This window comes from Desmonostoc vinosum, from assembly GCF_059505385.1.
In genome coordinates this window covers 21,351-41,787 of the sequence record NZ_JCACKM010000023.1, presented here as the reverse complement: position 1 = coordinate 41,787, position 20,437 = coordinate 21,351, and the positions used below count along the sequence as shown (strand labels likewise).

Annotated in this window: 19 protein-coding genes; 12 read left to right on the top strand and 7 right to left on the bottom strand. The window is 42.2% G+C overall.

The window, feature by feature from the left end; translation table 11 throughout:
* Nucleotides 1–7: 7 nt before the first annotated feature.
* From AC5JMF_RS02595 to AC5JMF_RS02575, 5 genes are all read left to right on the top strand, one after another.
* Nucleotides 8–1,162 carry a glycosyltransferase family 4 protein gene (locus AC5JMF_RS02595; protein ID WP_495794164.1) on the top strand — a complete coding sequence of 385 codons (1,155 nt, stop codon included), beginning with the start codon at nt 8–10 and terminating at the stop codon, nt 1,160–1,162.
* A gap of 13 nt (nt 1,163–1,175) precedes the next feature.
* Complete coding sequence (gene hpsN, locus AC5JMF_RS02590; protein ID WP_495794163.1) at nt 1,176–2,156, top strand: hormogonium polysaccharide biosynthesis glycosyltransferase HpsN; 981 nt, start codon at nt 1,176–1,178, stop codon at nt 2,154–2,156.
* 185 nt (nt 2,157–2,341) lie between these two features.
* Nucleotides 2,342–3,517 carry a hormogonium polysaccharide biosynthesis glycosyltransferase HpsO gene (hpsO, locus tag AC5JMF_RS02585; protein ID WP_495794162.1) on the top strand — a complete coding sequence of 392 codons (1,176 nt, stop codon included), beginning with the start codon at nt 2,342–2,344 and terminating at the stop codon, nt 3,515–3,517.
* Between the two features lie 42 nt (nt 3,518–3,559).
* Nucleotides 3,560–4,741: a hormogonium polysaccharide biosynthesis glycosyltransferase HpsP gene (gene hpsP, locus AC5JMF_RS02580; RefSeq protein ID WP_495794161.1), complete on the top strand. Its 1,182-nt coding sequence runs from the start codon at nt 3,560–3,562 to the stop codon at nt 4,739–4,741.
* Nucleotides 4,742–4,906: 165 nt separating this feature from the next.
* Nucleotides 4,907–5,545 (top strand): peroxiredoxin, encoded by a 639-nt coding sequence (locus tag AC5JMF_RS02575; protein ID WP_495794160.1) that lies wholly within the window; start codon nt 4,907–4,909, stop codon nt 5,543–5,545.
* A 67-nt stretch (nt 5,546–5,612) separates the two neighbouring features.
* Here the strand turns inward: AC5JMF_RS02575 and AC5JMF_RS02570 are convergent, their stop codons facing one another.
* Genes AC5JMF_RS02570 through AC5JMF_RS02560 form a run of 3 tightly spaced genes read right to left on the bottom strand, consistent with a single transcriptional unit; the run spans nt 5,613 to nt 6,709 of the window.
* Entirely contained in the window at nt 5,613–6,074 is a 462-nt protein-coding gene (locus AC5JMF_RS02570) for a ferredoxin (RefSeq protein ID WP_495794159.1), read from the bottom strand.
* Nucleotides 6,074–6,460 carry a DUF1257 domain-containing protein gene (locus AC5JMF_RS02565; RefSeq protein ID WP_495794158.1) on the bottom strand — a complete coding sequence of 129 codons (387 nt, stop codon included), beginning with the start codon at nt 6,458–6,460 and terminating at the stop codon, nt 6,074–6,076. The genes AC5JMF_RS02570 and AC5JMF_RS02565 overlap by 1 nt, the downstream gene beginning before the upstream one ends.
* A 39-nt stretch (nt 6,461–6,499) precedes the next feature.
* A complete protein-coding gene (locus tag AC5JMF_RS02560; protein WP_495794157.1) occupies nt 6,500–6,709 on the bottom strand; it encodes a DUF2997 domain-containing protein in 210 nt (69 codons plus the stop codon).
* A 337-nt stretch (nt 6,710–7,046) separates the two neighbouring features.
* Between AC5JMF_RS02560 and AC5JMF_RS02555 the strand changes: the two genes are divergently transcribed.
* Nucleotides 7,047–7,283 carry a hypothetical protein gene (locus AC5JMF_RS02555; RefSeq protein ID WP_495794156.1) on the top strand — a complete coding sequence of 79 codons (237 nt, stop codon included), beginning with the start codon at nt 7,047–7,049 and terminating at the stop codon, nt 7,281–7,283.
* 188 nt (nt 7,284–7,471) lie between these two features.
* Complete coding sequence (gene bioU / locus AC5JMF_RS02550; protein WP_495794155.1) at nt 7,472–8,476, top strand: (S)-8-amino-7-oxononanoate synthase BioU; 1,005 nt, start codon at nt 7,472–7,474, stop codon at nt 8,474–8,476.
* 4 nt (nt 8,477–8,480) lie between these two features.
* Here the strand turns inward: bioU and AC5JMF_RS02545 are convergent, their stop codons facing one another.
* The 4 genes from AC5JMF_RS02545 to AC5JMF_RS02530 form a co-directional block, all read right to left on the bottom strand.
* Nucleotides 8,481–9,038, bottom strand: coding sequence for a hypothetical protein (locus AC5JMF_RS02545; RefSeq protein ID WP_495794154.1), 558 nt, complete (start codon nt 9,036–9,038; stop codon nt 8,481–8,483).
* 84 nt (nt 9,039–9,122) lie between these two features.
* Nucleotides 9,123–10,346, bottom strand: coding sequence for a type II secretion system F family protein (locus AC5JMF_RS02540; protein WP_495794153.1), 1,224 nt, complete (start codon nt 10,344–10,346; stop codon nt 9,123–9,125).
* Between the two features lie 57 nt (nt 10,347–10,403).
* On the bottom strand, nt 10,404–11,531 hold the full coding sequence (locus tag AC5JMF_RS02535) for a type IV pilus twitching motility protein PilT (protein WP_495794152.1): 1,128 nt from the start codon (nt 11,529–11,531) through the stop codon (nt 10,404–10,406).
* A gap of 111 nt (nt 11,532–11,642) precedes the next feature.
* Nucleotides 11,643–13,655, bottom strand: coding sequence for a GspE/PulE family protein (locus AC5JMF_RS02530; protein ID WP_495794151.1), 2,013 nt, complete (start codon nt 13,653–13,655; stop codon nt 11,643–11,645).
* A 519-nt stretch (nt 13,656–14,174) separates the two neighbouring features.
* On the opposite strand from AC5JMF_RS02530, the gene grpE reads away from it, so the two are divergent.
* From grpE to rsgA, 5 genes are all read left to right on the top strand, one after another.
* On the top strand, nt 14,175–14,921 hold the full coding sequence (gene grpE / locus AC5JMF_RS02525; protein WP_495794150.1) for a nucleotide exchange factor GrpE: 747 nt from the start codon (nt 14,175–14,177) through the stop codon (nt 14,919–14,921).
* 239 nt (nt 14,922–15,160) lie between these two features.
* Nucleotides 15,161–17,119 carry a molecular chaperone DnaK gene (dnaK, locus tag AC5JMF_RS02520; RefSeq protein WP_495794149.1) on the top strand — a complete coding sequence of 653 codons (1,959 nt, stop codon included), beginning with the start codon at nt 15,161–15,163 and terminating at the stop codon, nt 17,117–17,119.
* 708 nt (nt 17,120–17,827) lie between these two features.
* The gene (gene dnaJ, locus AC5JMF_RS02515; protein ID WP_495794148.1) at nt 17,828–18,961 is read left to right on the top strand and encodes a molecular chaperone DnaJ; all 1,134 of its coding nucleotides are present in this window, start codon (nt 17,828–17,830) and stop codon (nt 18,959–18,961) included.
* A complete protein-coding gene (locus tag AC5JMF_RS02510; protein WP_495794147.1) occupies nt 18,961–19,215 on the top strand; it encodes a sulfurtransferase TusA family protein in 255 nt (84 codons plus the stop codon). Before dnaJ ends, AC5JMF_RS02510 begins: the two co-directional genes overlap by 1 nt.
* A complete protein-coding gene (gene rsgA, locus AC5JMF_RS02505) occupies nt 19,215–20,318 on the top strand; it encodes a small ribosomal subunit biogenesis GTPase RsgA (RefSeq protein WP_495794146.1) in 1,104 nt (367 codons plus the stop codon). Before AC5JMF_RS02510 ends, rsgA begins: the two co-directional genes overlap by 1 nt.
* The last annotated feature ends 119 nt before the right edge of the window (nt 20,319–20,437 follow it).

The window sequence follows — 20,437 nt, the reverse complement described above, 5'->3', positions numbered from 1 at the left end:
AGGCAAAATGGTCAAAGTTATCGTAGGAGGTCAAAAACACCTCAGTACCCCTAATCTACCACGAAATTCTAGTCATAAAATCATTCGTCCTAAACCTTTTCCTACGGGTAGATATCCTATAGAAAAAATTTGGTATCCTTTGAGCAGTTTTTTCGCTTGGCAACCTTTACGGGAAAGATACCAAATTATTCATTCTTTTAACAGAATTATCTATACCAATAAACCTTGGTTTGTCACCTTTGAAGACCATCGAGTCTTATACAGAAACCCTCAAAATCAGGGAGAATCGATAATTTACGAACTATTGAATAATCGCTTAGCCCTCAAAAATTGTCAAAAACTCATAGCCATGTCAGACTATGCAAAAATGAGATTTTGTAACCGGGTAAATGGTTGGAAGATAGAAAAAGAAATTATTGAGAAATTAACTGTTATTCATCCGAGTTTTCCTGTTAGAGTTAATCAACCTAAGATTTTTCAAGATACACAAAAATTACAGTTAATATTTGTTGGCAACCATTTCGCCAGAAAAGGCGGAGTTGTTGCTTTAAGACTAGCTAAAAAAGCAGAAAAATTAGGTTTACCTCTTACTGTACATATAGTATCTGGACTAGAATATGGTGCAATACCCACCGATTTTCCAGATCGCAATAAATATACAGAGGATTTAAAGCTACTAAATCTCAGTAATGTTGTCTTTCACAAACATATTCCTAACGAAAAAGTCATCGAGTTACTATCGCAAAGTCATTTTCAATTAATGGCAACATTACACGATACCTATGGCTTTAGCGTTATCGAAGGTTTTTCCGTTGCTACGCCAGCTATTACAACTAATGTATGTGCTTTACCAGAGTTTGTTCGTCACGGTGAAAATGGATATATTTTAGAATTACCAATTAATGAAATTCGTCATTGGAGTAATTGGTTACACGGTGAAAAAACTAAAACTGCTGAATATTGGGAGATTGTCAACAGCACCTATGAATCTTTAGCAGAACAAGCATTACAACAAATCATCCAATTTCTTGATAGAGTTGATAAACAGGAACATTATGAATATTTAAGTGCAGGTGCATTATCGCAAGCACAGAATATGCATAACTCCGAAAAACAAAGTGAGTTATTCAACAACCTCTACGCGGCAGCTGCATTTAGATAAATAATTAAAAATTATGAATGATTGTCCTTTAATTACCGTAGTTATTCCCACTTATAACCGGGAGGAAGCACTACGAGATAGTATTGCAGATGTTCTCAAGCAAGAGTATCCGAATTTTGAAGTTTTAGTAGTAGACCAAACCTCAAAACATCAACCAGAAATTCAAGCTTACCTAGAAGAGGTAGCAATAGCCAATAAAATTAAATGGTTACGCCTAGATTGGGCGAGTTTACCAGGGGCGCGGAATTATGCAGTGCGGCGATCGCTTGGTGAAATAATATTATTTATCGATGATGATGTGCAGCTAACCCCCGGATTTTTAGCAGCCCATGCCAAAAACTATACGCAAAATCCAGAGATAGGGGCTGTTGCTGGACGAGTGTTTGACAGAATGAAATTAGGCGATTCTGGCGGGGATTTGCAGATTGAATATTTGCCTCCCCAAGCCATGGATCCAGGAATTGCTTGGTATCATATTGATTTAGTGCATACAACTAAACCCCAACAAGTCTTAACAGCTAGGGGTTGCAATATGTCTTTTCGCCGCGAAATTTTCACCAAGCATGGACTGAGATTTGATGAGAGATTTCGCGGTAGTGCTGTGCGGGAAGAATCAGATTTTTGTTTGCGAGTCAGACAAACAGGATATAAGATTTGGTACGACCCTGAAGCTTACTTAGTGCATTTAGGAGAAGAGACAGGAGGTTGTCATGATATTAGTATGCGATCGCTTAAATATCAACTCACCTTCTACCACAATCATTTCTTGATGGGGCTAAAAAACCTTACCATCACTCAAGCTTTACGTCTATACGCCCGTCTATTCGACTGTCACGTCTTAGGGCGTCCCCCTTGTCACAAAAGCGGTTCTCTTCTCAAAATTGCTACTCGTGCCATTTTTTACACCTTGGGTTTTCTCAAAGCCTTGGTTACTATCATCCAATCAATTTGGCATGATGGACAAATTTACAGTCAGTTAGATCAACAAGTTTAATAAGAGTCATTGGACTTCTTGCATAAATATTTTTTTGTTTCGCGCAAAGACAAGGCAGCTTTTGGGGGGAAGCTTCCCACCAAAATGTGCCGCCCCGTTGTAGCAAGTGTCATCGGGTTCCCCAACTTTTGGTAACTGCTACGCAAAGAAGAACGCAAAAAAATGACAAATAACAAATAACAACAATGAAAGTTTTAGTTGCTAGTCATACTTATATAGTAGACCTGAACTGTGAAAAGTTACGCGCTTTATCTAAGTTAGAACCAGGAATAGAGGTAACGGTAGTAGTTCCAAAACGTTGGAAACCAGGCGGTGTACAAAACAGAATTATCGAAACTGAATATCGAGATGAAGGAGCATTTAAAATAGTTCCAATTGCTAACTTCAGTCAAAACCATCAAGGGCTTTTGACTTTTGGCACTGATTTAATATCTTTGTTACGAGAGTTTCGTCCTCAAATTATCCAAGTCGAACAAGGATCTAGAGGACTGGCTTATACTCAAATGATTGCTTTAAATCAGCTACTGGGACTCAAAGCCAAAAATGTATTTTTTACTTGGTGGAATCTCCCTTATAAACTCAAATTACCAGTTGCTTTACTAGAGAAATATAATCTCAATCACAGCCACGGTATCATTTCTGGTAATCAGGACGGTGCCGAAATATTACGCCAACGTGGATATCAAGGGCCAATTAAAGTCATGCCACAATTAGGTATAGATGAAAAACTGTTTACTCCCCAAAAACAACCAGAATTAGCAGCTAAGCTGGGTATTAAACAAGATGATTTTGTCGTGGGTTTTGTTGGCAGATTTGTGCAAGAAAAGGGTTTGCTAACACTTTTACAAGCTTTAGTTTCTTTAAAAGATCAACCTTGGAAATTACTGTTGCTGGGACGGGGAGAGTTACAAGCCGAGTTAATCAAATTTGCAATAGAAAATTCTTTTCAAGAACGGGTAATTTTAGTAGAAAGCGTTTCTCACCATGAAGTTGCTAACTACATTAACTTAATGAGTACTTTAGTATTACCCTCAGAAACAACTTATAAATTTAAAACCTTAACTTCAGTTGGTTGGAAAGAACAATTTGGGCATGTAATCATCGAAGCGATGGCCTGTAAAGTACCTGTAATTGGTTCTGATTCCGGTGAAATTCCTCATGTAATCGGCGACGCTGGATTAGTATTTCCTGAAGGCGATCGCCAAGCCCTAGCTAATTGCTTAACTCAATTAATCGAAAAACCAGATTTTGCTCAAAGCTTAGGTGAAATGGGCTATCAAAAAGCCATGATAAAATACACAAATAAAGCTTTAGCTAAGCAGCAATTAGAGTTTTATCAAGAATTAGTTAATGGTCATTAGTCGTTAGTAAATAACTAATGACAAATAACAAATAACAAAAAAATGAAAATATTACAAATTGTCCCCTCAATTTCTCTGATTTACGGTGGCCCTAGTCAAATGGTACTAGAATTAGCTCCGGCGTTGGCAAAAGAGGGAGTAGATGTGACAATTCTCACAACTGATAGTAATGGCGATTCTGGTCAAAAACCCTTGGATGTTCCTTTAAATCGCCCAATTAAACAAGATGGTTATGAAATAATTTACTTTCGTTGTGCGCCATTTCGCCGTTACAAATTTTCGTTAGACTTACTCCAGTGGCTAAAACATCACGCGCAAGATTTTGACATAGCACATATTCACGCTTTATTTTCTCCTATCAGTAGTGCTGCTGCGACTGTGTGCCGTCAGTATAAGCTACCTTATATTTTGCGTCCTTTGGGTACTCTTGACCCAGCGGATTTACGCAAGAAAAAGCAGTTAAAACAACTTTATGTGGCAATTTTAGAAAGACGAAATTTAGCTAGTGCAGCAGCAATTCATTTTACAAGCAAGCAAGAAGCTAAAATATCAGAAAGATTTGGTGTAGCAACATTAGATTTAGTAATTCCTGTAGGTGTGAGTCCCATAAAAGAACATAGTGGAAGTTCTTTTTATAAACAGTTGGGAATACCAAATGATTTACCTTTGATATTATTTATGTCACGAATTGACCCCAAAAAGGGGTTAAATTTATTAATTCCGGCGTTAGAAAAACTATTAACGAATGGTTATAACTTTCATTTTGTTTTAGCTGGGACAAATCCTCAAGACCCAGATTATGAACAAAAGATAAAATCCCAAATTCAAAATTCACCGTTGCGATCGCACACTACAATTACAGGCTTTGTTACAGGTGAATTGAAAGTTAGTTTACTGCAAGCTGCTGATTTATTTGTCTTGCCTTCATACTATGAAAACTTTGGTATTGCTGTAGCTGAGGCCATGGTAGCAGGAACGCCTGTGGTAATTTCCGACCAAGTACATATATATCAGCAGGTGCAAGATAGCGAGTCCGGCTGGGTGGGAACAACAGATGTGCAAGCACTTTTTGAGTTACTACAAACAGCTTTGCAAAACCCCCAAGAACGCCAACGCCGGGGATTAAATGCCCAAAAATATGCATTACAACATTTTAGTTGGGATGCGATCGCTCGGCAAACAATCCAAGCTTACAATCAAATTATTTTTAATAAAAAGCTTTAACACTTATCAATCGAGGTATTGCTGTAGCCACTGCCTTGTTCAGCAGGGGTTTTGATTATTTCTAAAATTTTGTTTCAAACAGCTCAAGCCCGATTGGGGAATCGGGGTTTTGTGTCATGATGGCAAAGTAGAACACTATGCCTTTTTAACTACAGGGATTCTCACATGGCTCTCCGTCTTGGTGATACAGTACCCAACTTTACGCAAACCTCAACACACGGCGATATCGATTTTTATGCATGGGCGGGTGACAGCTGGGTAGTGCTGTTTTCTCACCCAGCTGATTTTACACCTGTTTGCACGACTGAATTAGGCACGGTTGCCAAACTAAAGCCAGAATTTGACAAGCGTAACGTCAAAGCGATCGCTCTGAGCGTTGATGATGTAGAATCTCACAAAGGATGGGTGGGAGATATCGAAGAAACTCAAAGCACCACTCTCAACTACCCAATTTTGGCAGACGCAGACCGGAAAGTTTCTGATCTTTACGACATGATCCATCCTAATGCTAATGCAATGTTAACGGTGCGATCGGTTTTCGTGATTGACCCCAACAAGAAACTTCGTCTGAGTTTCACATATCCCCCCAGCACAGGACGCAACTTTGATGAACTTTTGCGAGTCATTGATTCACTGCAACTAACTGATAATTACAGCGTAGCTACTCCGGCTGACTGGAAAGACGGCGATGATGTCGTCATTGTCCCCTCGCTGAAAGATCCCGAAGTTCTTAAAGAGAAATTCCCCAAAGGCTACGAAGAAGTCAAACCTTATCTGCGAATGACTCCTCAGCCTAATAAGTAAAAAACACAAAACAAAAGGACTGGATAAAACCAGTCCTTTATTATTTGTATTTATTGAATTTTTTATTTTAATAACGGGATTTTTTGCTCTTTAACTTCTGCTTCTTGCGCCGTCGTTCTGTAGAAGCAACTGCATGTTCAACCGGATAACCGACTACAGGGATTACTTGATATTTACGCTCTGATTCTAATTTTCTCAATTCAGTGTAATCAACCCAATGAATACAATCAACCGGACAAGTATCGATTGCTTCTTGGATGACTTCTTCCGCGTCCCCATCTTGACGAACCACGCGCGATCGCCCATAATCTGGTTCAATATAAAAGGTGTTACGCGCCACATGAGCGCAGTGCTTACAACCAATGCAGGTGATTTCATCAACATAAACACCCTTTTGACGTAGCACTCCACCTAATTCTGGTTCCAAACCAGAACGTTCAGGGGCATCCCGCAAAAAACCCCCTAACTCTGGCTCTAAACCAGAGCGGTTTTCTCCTTGTTCTTCCGACGACGGCAGAAGCTCAGACATCACGCACTCCAGCGCTGTACTACTAGACGAATCGAACCATCTGTATTTTGTTGTTGCTGGGCAACTTGAAAACCAACACGAGCAGTTTCTTTAACAACTGTTTGGTAAGCATAGCGCTGGGTTACTTGGCGCAAGAAACCATCTACAGATAGATCTTGCTGCCAGTATTGCAAGTCAGCCACCAATTCGTATTCCTTGCCATTCCATCTGAAGCCGATATCATAGCCATTTTCCTGTTCAATTGTAATTTCCGCAGGATGGGTTTGACCGCGATAGCCCCGTACCTCGCGTGGGCCTGGCTTCCAGTCTACACCCAACTCAGTCAGAGCATCTTTGAGAGAGTCAAGGTTACGGATTTGAGTTTTAATTTGGCTAAAGTGTGACATGGTGGTTCTGAATCAATAACACTAAACTGTTGTGAAAACTTACCAATCGCTGAAAGTGGTTTGCGTATTTACCACCCTAAGTTGCTGTACCTGGGCGGCAAAGTATTCTGAGGTTGTCTGTTGATTAAGTACTTGCCCCAGTTGCGCCTCTATCGCTGCTGTAACCTCAGCACAAGAAGCGCCTGTAATGCCAGTAACTTTCTCTTGTACCCGACCATCTGGATAGATTATGAACTCTAATGTCTCCATGCTTTTGGCAAACCACTATAGTACGCTTGAACTGTACTGCTTGATCTGATGGCTAAATACATAGCCGTTGAAACATCGTGTTTAGATACTAACTTGCCATTTTTTAACTAATGTTTCATCTTTCAAAATAAATATCTCAGAATATTTACAAAAATTATCAATCTTAGTAAGTACACACGTCTGTCATTAGTTAGTGTCTCTTAACCTCATTGATTAGTCAAGGTAATAATTGAGTTTGCTACGTAAGCAGCGAAAGCCCTAAAAATAAGCATTACAGTTACCATAACTAGCCAAGTTGGTTACAAAAATATAAAATTTATTGAAAAAATATATCATTATGATTGAGTTCACCGATGGGCGAGGCGGAATTCAGATTAGTATGGCTCAACCCAAAATGGTAGAGTATGCGATCGCCTCTCTTAGCCTTGGGAGTGAGTGCAGTAGTACTATAGAGTATGCCTTTGCACAAATATTTGAGAGAAAATTACTCATTCCATATATTCGTGAAAATCTGGGAGAGGTTCGTCAAAGTCATCAGCCAAAGGTAAAACAAAAGTTCCTTTTAAGGTATTAACACTGATATAGTTTCGCTGCATCTCAAATCATCAACAAAAACTTTCCTGTAAAAAAAATGCATTGGTCAGCCGAAGAACCAAGGATAATAAAGCATAATTAACCTTTATAGCTTTTAGCCATCAGCCAGAAGCCGGAATCTAAGACGGCAAATACTGAAGGCTTTTAATTCAACTCAACAAATTGACTATGAATACAGAACAGGCGAACAAAACAATCTGCGTCGGAGTACTGGGTTTCGGTGGACTCGGACAAGCCGCCACTAAACTACTTACTGGCAAACGCGAAATGATTTTAGTCGCAGCAGCAGATCAAAAAGGCTATGCTTACGCCGCTGAAGGTTTAAATACTCCAGAATGCATCGCCACCTACCAATCTCAAGGCTCAGTAGGTTATCTAGAACCAGTTGGCACATTAAGCAATAACAGTATTCAAGATTTAATCACTACAAGTCAACCTGTAGATGGGTATTTTCTGGCTTTACCCAATCTACCAAATGATTTTATTCCCTCAGTTGCCAAGCAGTTTATCAAATCCGGTTGGCGGGGTGTGCTAGTGGATGCAATTAAGCGCACCAGTGCAGTAGAACAATTACTAACGATGAAAGAGGAACTGCAAGCAGCTGGAATTACTTATATGACAGGGTGTGGGGCGACGCCAGGACTATTAACCGCAGCAGCTGCATTAGCCGCCCAAAGTTATGCTGAAATTCACAAGGTAGAGATTACCTTTGGTGTGGGCATTGCCAACTGGGAAGCTTATCGCGCCACCGTCCGCGAAGATATTGGTCACATGCCTGGTTACACAGTAGAAACTGCTAAGGCAATGACTGATGCAGAGGTAGAAGCACTACTAGATAAAACCAATGGCGTGCTTACCTTAGAAAATATGGAACACGCCGATGATGTCATGTTAGAGATAGCAGGGATAGTAGGGCGCGATCGCGTTACAGTTGGTGGTGTAGTTGATACTCGCAATCCCAAAAAGCCCCTCAGCACCAATGTTAAGGTGACAGGACGCACCTTTGAAGGCAAAATTTCCACTCATACTTTTACATTAGGAGATGACACCAGCATGGCAGCGAATGTCTGCGGCCCTGCTTTTGGCTATCTCAAAGCTGGTAAGCAATTGCACCAACGCGGCATTTACGGGATATTTACCGCTGCTGAGATTATGCCTCAGTTTGTCAAGTGAGGGGCTAGGGGCTAGGGGCTAGCCCCTCCTCACCCCTTCCCACCTCTTCAAGTACCAGTTGAGTTGTTTCCATAATAAATGGAAGTTCTGCACCTATAAGGCCTCGTTGAATACGTTCTGATGTTTCTGCAAAAACTACGAACAGAGGATATATAGTATTAGCCCCCTCATTCAAAATATGATTGTAACGGGGGGGCATGAGCCATTCGTAATCTTTATCTAACCAAACTTGGGTTTGTCGCCAACGTCCCAACAAATCAGAAAAGTCTTCATGAGGACGATGAATAAAGACTAAAATCTCAACTCCAGTTTTAATTTTCCACTCCGGATCGCACATTAAAATTGCCACATCACAGCATAAAGAAATCGCCTGTAGTTCTGTCGTTGCAGTTTTGCGAATTCGCACAACTGGTAAAGGTATAGTAATCATACTTTCATCTGGACGACGTAGACTAGGTATCATTTCTAGATAAGGTCGGTACTGCTTGAGTAGAGCGATCGCAGCCTGATGATTACTATACTCAGCCAAGCTAGCCTCATAGTGAGATTTTTGTACAGGCATATTTCTTCTAAAGTATTAATTATAAAAAATCAAGGATCAAGAATAAAATTTTCTACTCTTGATCCTTCTGTTTGCATCTTTTTTTTAGCCTAGTTTTTCAAATACCTTAAATAAGGGTAGATACATTGCTAACAAAATCGTACCAACCATACCCCCTAGAACTAAAATCATAATTGGTTCTAAAACACTAGTTAATGCTTTCACTGCTTGCTCGACTTCATCTTCATAGAAATCAGCAATTTTCATCAACATACCATCTAATTCTCCAGTTTCTTCGCCGATACTAATCATTTGAATTGCCATAGGAGGAAAAACTTTGTCTTTTTGCAAAGCTATACTAATCATTCCTCCTTGTTGAATTTCTAAGCGTGCTGCATCTATAGCATTAGCAACCACTTGGTTTCCTGATGTATCGCGAACAATTTCCAAAGAAGTTAAAATTGGCACACCTGAACGAGCCAAAGCTCCAAAAGTCCGACTAAAGCGAGCAACTGAAGACTTTTGAATTAAGTCTCCAAATAGCGGCATTTTTAAGGAAAGACGGTCAATAGTTTCACGACCGACACGAGTTTTGTAATACTGTTTATAGGCAATAGTAAATCCTACAATTAGACCGATAACCACAAAAACTCGCCAACTTCTTAATATTTCACTACAAGTCATCAAAAATTGAGTGAGAGCAGGTAACTCAGTTCCCAAATCTTGGAAAATCTTTGCAAAAATGGGAATTAAAAAAACAGTCATTCCCACAAAAATACCAGTTGCTAAAATTCCTACAACAACTGGGTAAGCCAAAGCTGATTTAATTTGATTTTGTAATCGCGCCACATCTTCTAATAATTTAGCCAACCGATTTAGCACTTCATCTAATACACCGCCTACCTCCCCAGCTTGAATCATACTCACATACAAACCATCAAAACAATCTGGATGTTTACGCATAGAGTCTGAAAGATTAACTCCGCTTTGAACATCAGTGCTAATATCTACCAAAGCTTGTTTTAATTTAGGATTTGTACACTGATCAGAGAGTACTCCTAAACCTCTGACGATCGCAACTCCCGCATTTACCAAAGCAGCAAATTGACGAGAAAAAACGGCTTTATCTTTTACAGAAACAGAGACAAAAGAGTTCTGGATTTTCTGTAAGTCAAAGTTTGTTTCAAAGCCCAAAGATTGTTTAAGTTCTTGAACTACAAAACCCTGATCTCTCAAATTAGTCCGGGCTTGCACCAAGGAGTTGGCTACAATCTTTTCTTTTCTGGATTTTCCTTGTGAGTCTCTAACACGAGCAACAAAAGTTGGCATAAATCAATTCAAAATTCAAAATTCAAGAGTTTTTAATTCTCCCCCTAACCCTGTTTTTTAATGCGCTCTAGCAGCTCCATTAGCAGCGGGTTTTGCACCTCCAGGCGGCGGTGTAGTACCGATAAGACGTTGAATTTCATCAGGTTTGGAAGTTTTAGACATTGCTGCCTCAAATGAGATAGTTCCTGCTTTGTATAAGTCAGCTAAAACTTTCTCTAAAGTTTGCATTCCTAATTTACCACCCGTTTGAATAGCAGAATAAATTTGTGATGTTTTACCTTCTCGAATTAAGTTAGAAATAGCAGGAGTAACAACCATAATTTCTTGAGCCATCACCCGACCATATTCACCTGGTTTAGGGTTTTTCTTGGGTACCAAAGTTTGGCTAAATACAGCCACTAGTGAGTTAGACAACTGTACTCTTACTTGGGTTTGTCTTTCATGGGGGAAAACATCAATAATCCGGTCAACAGTTTGTGCAGCTGAACTGGTGTGTAATGTACCAAACACTAAGTGACCTGTTTCCGCAGCAGAAATGGCCAAAGAAATTGTTTCTAAATCGCGCATTTCCCCTACCAGAATAATATCTGGATCTTCCCGTAAAGCTGCTTTCAAAGCATTAGCAAAACTCTTGGTATCTTCACCTAGTTGTCGTTGGTGAACCAAACTTTTAATTGGTTCATAAACAAATTCGATTGGGTCTTCTACCGTTAAAATATGTTCTGCTTTAGTGCGGTTAATCAAGTCGATCATGGCCGCTAGAGTAGTAGTTTTACCAGAACCAGTGGGGCCTGTCACCAAAATTAATCCTCTGGGCTTGTCAGACATTTCTCGTACCACATCTGGCAAACCTAATTTTTCAAAATTAGGAATCTTAGAACTTAATGCCCGTAAACAAGCAGCGTATGCACCACGCTCTTTATAAACATTCACCCGGAAGCGAGCCAAACCTTTAACACCATAGGAACAATCTAATTCCCAGGTCTGTTCTAAAGTTTTACGCTGGGTATTATTGAGCATACTAAAAATTAATCTTTGGCACTGGTCAGCAGTTAATACATCCTCGCCAATAGGAGTGAGTTTACCACTAATCCGAAAGTAAGGAGGCAAACCTGCGGATAAATGTAAATCCGAGCCTCCCATTTCAATCATCTGCTCCATTAAGTCTTCGATCATCATTTCCATAAATATTTATCCTTTGTCATCCCTTCAACTTTGCTCAAGGTAAGTTGTTATTTGTTCTTTGTTATTTGTCAAAAGTCAAAAAATTAATTTTGAATTACCCGCAGGGGTTGACTAATCTTGAAAACGAGATGTCATACAATACGGACAATCTAGCCATTCTGGTTTTAATTCAGCATTACAAGTCCGGCAGGTAAGACCGCTTTTACGTTTGGCTTTTAATTCTGCTTCTAAACCTGTATCAGTAAAGGTGACTCGATCTACTTCTTCTAGGGTGGTAGCACCTTGTTTAACTAAATCTAAGCTGTATGCCAGAAGGGTTTTCATCCCTTCTTCAACTGCAACTTCTTTAATACGTTCCGTTGGTGCTTCTTCGTTGATGAGAGTTTGCAAGTTTTCGCTAATTCGCATGACTTCATAAACACCACAACGCCCCTTATAGCCAACACCGTTACATGTCGGGCAAAGGTGATTTTTGGCTTTAGCTTCGGCGATCGCTTCTAATGACAAGCTGTTAGCCTTATAGAAGGTTAATCCTATTTCTTGGGAAGCTGACATCCCATAACGAGCGAGTTCCTCAGATGTGGGTGTGTAAGGAATGCGACAATCAGTACATACACGCCTGACGAGACGCTGAGCCAGAACGCCAATTAAGGAACTAGAAACCATGAAAGGCTCAATACCCATTTCGCCCAAACGAGCGATCGCTCCTGGGGCATCATTAGTGTGTAAGGTTGTTAATACTAAGTGACCAGTTAAAGCAGCCTCAATCGCTGTTTTAGCCGTCTCTTTATCCCGCGTTTCACCCACTAGCAGCACATCCGGATCTTGCCGCAAGAAAGCCCGCAATGCAGTAGCGAAATCTAGCCCTTTTTCTCGAATTACCTGTACTTGAGTAATCCCTGGCAGACTGTACTCAATCGGGTCTTCTACCGTACTGATATTAATTCCAGGAGAGTTGCGTTCTGATAGTGCCGAATACAGCGAGGTTGTTTTACCCGAACCAGTTGGCCCCGTTACCAAAATCAAACCGAAAGGTTTGGCCACCATATCCTGAACAATCTGCAAAGTTTCAGGATCAGTAATTAACTTATTCAATCCCAATTGCGTTGCAGAGTTATCCAAAATCCGCAGTACTACCTTTTCCCCGTAGCGACTGGGCAAGGTATTGACACGGAAGTCCACCTTCCGTCCCTCAAACATCCTGCGGATGCGTCCATCTTGAGGCAGACGCCGTTCGGCAATGTCTAAATTAGCGATGATTTTAAACCGAGCTGTCACCGCCGGGATAATTTTTTTCGGTAAAGGGTCAAAAGCTTCACGCAGCACCCCATCCTTACGAAAACGAATTCGTAAGTTTTCCTCTTGAGGCTCAATGTGGATATCAGAAACCCTCTCATGCAAAGCTTTGGCTAGGATTCTGTTGACTAGGCTGATGACTGGTGCATCCTCCGCACCCTTCATGGCTGCCCCTAAATCAGCCTCCATATCATCAGGCGCATCCTGGATGTCAAGGCCTCCAAGATTTTCTAAATCCTGATTGATATCCGTAAACTTTTCTTGTTCTAGATGTTTCTGCCGGACAGCCATTTCATCCAAATATTGGTTGATTAGCTGTTGGTAATCCTCTTGGGTAATCACCATCCGCTGCAAAACCAAGTTTTGGGGGCGTAAGATCCGGTTTAGATCATCAGAAGCCTCTAAATTATCCGGCGCGACCATCGCCACTAATACTGAGGGCGGGTTTTGGTCTTCATTTTTCGATAGTGGCACCAAGCGATGGCGACGACAAATATCCACTGGGATGAGGGTATCGATTAGGTTCCCCACCATCGTGTTACCTACTTGGTTGACTTCCGGATCAAGAAATTCAACACCGTAGAGTATTTTAAGTTCAAATAGCTGCTGTTTCTTATATTGCCTGAGTAACTCAGGTGACAGTTGTTGCCCAGTGATTGACTCTAGCACTTCCGTCAGTGGTCTGCCAGACTTGCGGCTTTCAATCAGTGCCTGTTTCATCTGTTCGCTATTGACATAGCCAGATTGCACTAGCTTGTTGCCGAAGGGCGACAACTCTGTTCTGGTGGTGAGAGCGGTACTGCGCCGTTGTGGTGAAGAGGATGTCATAGATGAGCAATGAGTAGGGGAAACCTCTCATTAGAGTATTCCCAGCCTTACAAGCAGAATTCTCATATACACTGATTAAATTTAATACTCCCTTCATAATTTAGGAACGGGGAAGGGGGAATAGGGAACTTGTACTTAGCGTACCCTTATGCTTAAGTAAGCTACGTGTAGCGTCTCTGACAGGAGAAGTATGGGGAAAGGGGTTTAGTATTGCTAAATCTTTACAGGGTATTGAGGTAAACTACCTATATTTCTGCTTTGCAGAATACATATCACCCAAACATCAGGTATCAATAATTATTAAATCCTTGCTCTCAAAAGAAATTTTGAATTCTCTAACCCCTAACCCCTAGCTCTCAGCCTACACTATGAGGTTCAGCATTTGTCACAATAAGAGGACGGTGACATGACATCCAGGAAATATCAGCACAAAATCAGCCTCGATAGCTAGTTGTTAATCACAACGATCGCAATATCCGGCGATGCAATGCTGTAAAAAGTATCTGGGATGAGTGGATAATGATGGACGAAAATAAACAGGTAAACTATACAAGCCAGCAATTGGGTGAACCAACAGAGGTAAATCAAGCAATGAAGAGCGACTCCCCAGCCGAAATCAACTCTAACGAATTTGGCAGCGAAGTTACTGAGCAAGTAACAACCCAGGCTAATGTATCTGGAGATTCTGCAATTCCACAAGACAATGGCGTCGCTGCAACTGAGAAGACTGAAGTGGAAGCGGCTGCTTTGGCACAATTGACTCAACAAATCGAGTCCCTAAAAGCGCAATTAGACGAGCGTAGTACTCAATACATGCGAATTGCTGCTGATTTTGAGAATTACCGGAAACGCACAAGCAAAGAAAAAGAAGAACTAGAAGCGCTAGTGAAGCGGAATACGATTACGGAGTTGTTGCCGGTAGTCGATAATTTTGAGCGGGCGCGATCGCACCTCAAACCGCAATCTGATGGCGAGATGACCATCCACAAAAGTTACCAAGGGGTTTATAAACAATTAGTAGACTGTCTCAAGCGTCTCGGTGTATCCCCGATGCGTCCTGAAGGTCAAGAATTTGATCCCAATCTCCATGAAGCCGTAATGCGCGAACCTACGGATGAACATCCTGAAGGAACAGTGTTAGAAGAGTTAGTGCGCGGATATTACTTGGGCGATCGCGTACTACGCCATGCAATGGTCAAAGTAGCAGCTCCAAAGGAAGACACACCTCCTACGGAGGAAGATCAGTCGAGTCCAGCCGACAGTTAACCTGTAGTTGCTCGCCTCGCTGATCAACAGATGAGGGGGATGAGGGGGATGAGGGAGATAAGGGAGATGAGGGAGCAGGGGAAGAAATAATTCAAGTCCCCAATCCCCAGTCCCCAATCCCTAATCCCCAGTTCCCACTCCCCGTTTTTAGTGCCTGTTTACACTAGCCTTGGTTCTTCGCCAAAAAAATATCGCGCAGTAAAATACAGCAGAAGAACTCAGTAAAAATACTGGTAACTATGGGAAAAGTTATTGGGATCGACTTAGGCACTACTAACAGTTGCGTCGCAGTTATGGAAGGTGGTCAACCACTTGTAATTGCCAATACCGAAGGTGGACGGACTACTCCTAGTATTGTAGGATTTGGCAAAAGCGGCGATCGCTTGGTCGGTCAACTGGCAAAACGCCAAGCTGTCACCAATGCCGAAAATACAGTTTATAGTATCAAAAGATTCATCGGTCGCCGTTGGGAAGATACCGAAATAGAACGCGATCGTGTTCCCTATAACTGTGTTAAGGGTCGAGACGATACCGTCGATGTCCAGATTCGCGGACGCAATTACACACCACAAGAAATATCCGCCATGATCCTCCAGAAGCTAAAACAGGATGCGGAAAATTTCTTGGGTGAAGCCGTAGATAAGGCAGTAATTACCGTACCTGCCTATTTCACAGACGCGCAACGGCAGGCAACTAAAGATGCTGGTACAATTGCTGGGCTTGAAGTTCTACGAATTATCAATGAACCAACTGCTGCTGCTTTAGCCTTTGGTTTGGAGAAACAAGACCAAGAACAGCTAATTTTAGTATTTGACTTAGGAGGTGGAACTTTTGATGTTTCTATCCTCCAACTGGGAGACGGTGTTTTTGAGGTCAAAGCTACTTGCGGTAACAATCACTTAGGTGGAGACGACTTTGATAACTGCATTGTGCGTTGGATGATTGAACGCTTCCAAAAACAAGAGCAATTCGACCTTTCCCCAGATAAAATGGCACTGCAACGCCTACGGGAAGCAGCGGAAAAGGCAAAAATTGAACTCTCCAACATGGCGAGTACTTCCATTAACTTGCCATTTATTACCGCTGATAGCTCAGGCCCTAAACATTTAGAGATGGAACTTAGCCGCTCCAAATTTGAAGAGCTTTCAGGGCATTTAATTGAAGCTACCATCGAACCAATGGCCCAGGCACTCAAAGATGCAGATCTCAAGCCTCAAGACATCAATCGGATTATTTTGGTAGGTGGTTCGACGCGCATTCCCGCAGTCCAAAACGCTTTAATTAAGTTTTTCAACGGCAAAGCTCCTGATCGTTCTATTAATCCTGATGAAGCCGTAGCACTGGGAGCTGCTATCCAAGCTGGAGTGCTGGGTGGAGAAGTCGATAATCTTCTACTATTAGACGTGACTCCCCTATCTTTGGGAATCGAAACTTTGGGAGAAGTGTTCACTAAAATCATTGAACGTAACACCACAATTCCCACGAGTAAGTCACAAGTTTTTTCCACAGCAGTAGATGGGCAAACCTCAGTGGAGATTCATGTTCTCCAAGGTGAGCGCGCAATGGCACGAGATAACAAGAGTCTCGGCAAGTTTCTACTCACAGGAATTCCCCCAGCTCCCCGTGGTGTTCCCCAAATTGAGGTATGTTTTGAAATCGATGTCAACGGTATCCTTAAAGTTTCTGCCCAAGATAAAGGGACAGGTAGAGAACAGAGTGTCCGGATTACTAACACAGGTGGACTGAGTGCCAACGAAGTTGAACGGATGCGGCAAGAAGCTGAATTATTTGCTGAAGAAGATGATCAACGCAAACAATTGGTAGAACTGAGAAACCAAGGGGATAATCTATTGTTCAGCTATGAATCTACCTTAAAAGATAATGGTGAATTGATTGGTGAACAAATGAAAGTTTTGGCAAGTGAAAAAGTTTCGCAACTCCAAGCCGCCATGACAAGTGATCGCATTTCTGTTATAGAATTTAAGCAGCGCTTAGATGACTTTCAACAAACTCTGTTTGCCATCGGTGCCGATGTCTACAACCGCGCGAACAGCCAAAACGATGACGGTAATGAGGCTTCAGCTAATCCATTTCCTTCAGAAGTAGACCAACCCCTGAACGGCACTTTAATCCCACAGTTCAACTTTGATTTTGATGAAGAAAGTACCGCACAGGCTGATTATGAAGCGATAGATTAGGGAATGGACAAGAGGACGCGGGGACACGGGGACGCGGGGACACGGGGACGCGCGGAAAATTTCTCCCTCATCGTACATTCAAGGGTTTGAGACTAGGCTGTTACAAAGTTCTGTTCGTCGGAGACGTTGCCGTAGGCTGGCGCTCAGACTTTGCGCTACGTCTACACGTAGCATATTTTGAGTCGGGGTTTAAATCCCCGACTCAAAATGTCTTTAATGGGCGAATTTTGCACTTCGCAGCGGTAGCGAGTCATCGAGCGTCGGTACGAGTGTCAGCGGTAACGACACAGGAGCGTCGCGTCATTTTGAATTTTGAATTGTTAACTCCCTCATCTCCCCTGCCCCCATTCCCCAAAGGTTTGGTAGATTGTAGAAGCGAATTGCCATCTGTGGCATAGTGTCTTAGTACAGATGCGATCCAATGCATATGGGGGTTTTCCACACCTAATGGTGCGGCTAGCTCCTCTAGTTAATAGGCGAGATTTTAACCTGCTACGTAGCACAATTGTAAAAGAGACAGTCTTAGGCAGTAAAAAGTCTGAACATAAGCTTTCGTTAGCTTTTGTTGTCTCCTTTGAAAAAAGCGCTTGTTGCTCCAGACTTGGTGATGATTTTTGTAAAAAGTAAAAGGTACAATCAATTATTAATATAAGTTAACTTTTGCCTTCTGCTTTCTGCTTCCTTACTTCTAACTTTTACCTTTGCTATATGGCCCGCGACTATTATGAAATTCTGGGTGTCGCTCGCGACGCCGACAAAGAGGATATCAAACAAGCCTATCGCCGCTTAGCCCGAAAGTATCACCCAGATGTGAACAAAGAACCGGGAGCGGAAGAGCGCTTTAAAGAAATTAACCGCGCTTATGAGGTACTCTCAGAGCCAGAAACTCGCACTCGTTACGATCGCTTTGGCCCAGAGGGTGTATCAGGTGCTGGTGTCGGTGGCTTCCAAGATATGGGCGATATGGGCGGCTTTGCTGATATTTTTGAAAGTATTTTTAGTGGCTTTGCTGGTGGTATGGGTGGCCCAACGCAGCAGCAAAGGCGACGTGGCGGGCCGGTTCGAGGTGATGATTTACGCCTAGACCTGAAGTTAGACTTTCGAGAAGCTGTATTTGGCGGCGAAAAAGAAATTCGGATTTCACATTTAGAAAACTGTGAAGTCTGTAATGGTTCCGGTGCTAAGCCAGGAACGCGCCCTCGGACTTGTTCAACTTGTAGCGGATCGGGTCAAGTACGCCGTGTCACTAGAACACCCTTTGGTAGTTTCACTCAAGTTTCTACATGTCCCACCTGTAATGGTACGGGAACAGTCATTGAAGACAAATGTGAAGCCTGTGACGGTAAAGGCGCAAATCAAGTCACCAAGAAACTCAAAATTACTATTCCAGCAGGGGTAGATAATGGTACGCGCTTGCGAATCTCTCAAGAAGGGGATGCTGGTCAACGTGGTGGCCCTCCCGGAGATTTGTATGTTTACTTGTTTGTCAACGAAGATCAGGAATTCCATCGAGACGGCATCAACATTCTCTCGGAAATCAAAGTCAGCTACCTGCAAGCGATTCTAGGTTGTCGTTTAGAAGTAGATACGGTAGACGGCCCAGTGGAGCTGATAATTCCTGCCGGAACTCAACCAAATACCATCATGAAACTGGAAAATCGCGGTGTACCACGCTTGGGAAATCCTGTAAGCAGGGGCGACCATATGCTGACAGTATTAATTGATATTCCCACAAAGGTAACTCCAGAGGAGAGGGAACTATTAGAGAAACTGGCTAAAATTAAGGGAGACCGCACTGGTAAAGGTGGTCTAGAAGGATTCTTGGGAAATCTATTTAAGTAATGAAGCCCTCCTCCCTTTCAACTCCTGATGCTCAACTCGACTTGCGTGGCACCCCTTGCCCGATTAATTTTGTGCGGACAAAATTGCGTTTGGAAACGATGCAACCAGGTGGCTTGCTCGAAGTCTGGCTAGACTCTGGAGAGCCAATTGAGCAAGTTCCTGATAGTCTGGCAATGGCGGGCTATTTTGTGGAACAAATTACAGACTGCACTGATTATTTTTCTCTGTTAGTACGCCGTCCAGTTACTGGCTAATGAGAGGGGAAAACTTGAGTGCATCTGAACAGTTAATTGGTACAGTGCTGGCCGTGCAGGCTAATTTTTACCAAGTACAGCTAGATCAACAACAACAGATGAGAGGAATCAGGGAGAAGAAGGAGCAAGAACCTTCTCAGCTTCAATTTCTCCTGTGTACTCGGAGAACACGCCTTAAAAAAATTGGGCAACAGGTGATGGTGGGCGATCGCGTCGTCATTGAAGAACCTGATTGGGCTGGTGGTAGAGGGGCGATCGCTGATGTCTTATCGCGTCAAACTCAGCTAGATCGTCCACCCATTGCCAATGTCAACCAAATTCTGTTGGTTTTTGCCGTCGCTGATCCACCTTTGGAACCTTATCAGCTAAGTCGGTTTTTAGTAAAGGCTGAATTTACTGGCTTAAATGTGATTTTATGCCTCAATAAAAGTGATTTAATTTCATTGCAGGTGCAGCAGCAAATTAGCGATCGCCTACGAGGTTGGGGATATCAACCGCTATTTATAAGTGTCAAGAATGGCGTAAATATCGACCAAGTAGCTAATTATTTGAGCGATAAAATTACTGTAGTTGCTGGGCCTTCCGGTGTGGGAAAATCTAGCTTGATTAACGGGCTAATTCCCACTGCTAAACTGCGTGTAGGAGAAGTTTCGGGGAAATTAGCTCGCGGTCGCCACACTACGCGCCATGTAGAATTATTTGAGTTACCTGATGGTGGCTTGCTGGCGGACACTCCCGGCTTTAATCAACCTGATATTGACGCTACTCCAGAAGAATTAATACATTATTTCCCAGAAGCCAGAGAACGGTTAGCTGTTGCTAATTGTCGGTTTAATGATTGTTTGCACCGAGATGAACCTGAGTGTGCTGTGCGAGGAAACTGGGAGCGATATCCACATTATTTGGAATTTTTAGATGATGCGATCGCTCATCAAACTCAGCTCCATCAACAAGCCGATCCAGAATCTAGCATGAAGTTGAAAACTAAAGGTAAAGGGCAACAACAGTATGAACCAAAACTAGAAAGTAAAAAATATCGCCGTATTTCTCGTAAAACTCAACAGCAAGCTTTGCAGGATTTATATCAGGATAGTGAAGAATAAAAAGGTTTTTCGAGTCAATAATTTGCTCAACCTAAATAAAGGGAACAGAGAACTACAAATTTATGATTGCTCAGTCCCGCTAGCATAGAGACAAAAAAATGCCTAGTCTACCGCAGTAG

Coding starts and splice junctions, on each gene's coding strand:
- AC5JMF_RS02595 (WP_495794164.1), top strand. CDS start 8: ATGGTCAAAGTTATCGTAGGAGGTCAAAAACACCTCAGTACCCCTAAT.
- hpsN (WP_495794163.1), top strand. CDS start 1,176: ATGAATGATTGTCCTTTAATTACCGTAGTTATTCCCACTTATAACCGG.
- hpsO (WP_495794162.1), top strand. CDS start 2,342: ATGAAAGTTTTAGTTGCTAGTCATACTTATATAGTAGACCTGAACTGT.
- hpsP (WP_495794161.1), top strand. CDS start 3,560: ATGAAAATATTACAAATTGTCCCCTCAATTTCTCTGATTTACGGTGGC.
- AC5JMF_RS02575 (WP_495794160.1), top strand. CDS start 4,907: ATGGCTCTCCGTCTTGGTGATACAGTACCCAACTTTACGCAAACCTCA.
- AC5JMF_RS02570 (WP_495794159.1), bottom strand. CDS start 6,074: ATGTCTGAGCTTCTGCCGTCGTCGGAAGAACAAGGAGAAAACCGCTCT.
- AC5JMF_RS02565 (WP_495794158.1), bottom strand. CDS start 6,460: ATGTCACACTTTAGCCAAATTAAAACTCAAATCCGTAACCTTGACTCT.
- AC5JMF_RS02560 (WP_495794157.1), bottom strand. CDS start 6,709: ATGGAGACATTAGAGTTCATAATCTATCCAGATGGTCGGGTACAAGAG.
- AC5JMF_RS02555 (WP_495794156.1), top strand. CDS start 7,047: ATGATTGAGTTCACCGATGGGCGAGGCGGAATTCAGATTAGTATGGCT.
- bioU (WP_495794155.1), top strand. CDS start 7,472: ATGAATACAGAACAGGCGAACAAAACAATCTGCGTCGGAGTACTGGGT.
- AC5JMF_RS02545 (WP_495794154.1), bottom strand. CDS start 9,038: ATGCCTGTACAAAAATCTCACTATGAGGCTAGCTTGGCTGAGTATAGT.
- AC5JMF_RS02540 (WP_495794153.1), bottom strand. CDS start 10,346: ATGCCAACTTTTGTTGCTCGTGTTAGAGACTCACAAGGAAAATCCAGA.
- AC5JMF_RS02535 (WP_495794152.1), bottom strand. CDS start 11,531: ATGGAAATGATGATCGAAGACTTAATGGAGCAGATGATTGAAATGGGA.
- AC5JMF_RS02530 (WP_495794151.1), bottom strand. CDS start 13,655: ATGACATCCTCTTCACCACAACGGCGCAGTACCGCTCTCACCACCAGA.
- grpE (WP_495794150.1), top strand. CDS start 14,175: ATGATGGACGAAAATAAACAGGTAAACTATACAAGCCAGCAATTGGGT.
- dnaK (WP_495794149.1), top strand. CDS start 15,161: ATGGGAAAAGTTATTGGGATCGACTTAGGCACTACTAACAGTTGCGTC.
- dnaJ (WP_495794148.1), top strand. CDS start 17,828: ATGGCCCGCGACTATTATGAAATTCTGGGTGTCGCTCGCGACGCCGAC.
- AC5JMF_RS02510 (WP_495794147.1), top strand. CDS start 18,961: ATGAAGCCCTCCTCCCTTTCAACTCCTGATGCTCAACTCGACTTGCGT.
- rsgA (WP_495794146.1), top strand. CDS start 19,215: ATGAGAGGGGAAAACTTGAGTGCATCTGAACAGTTAATTGGTACAGTG.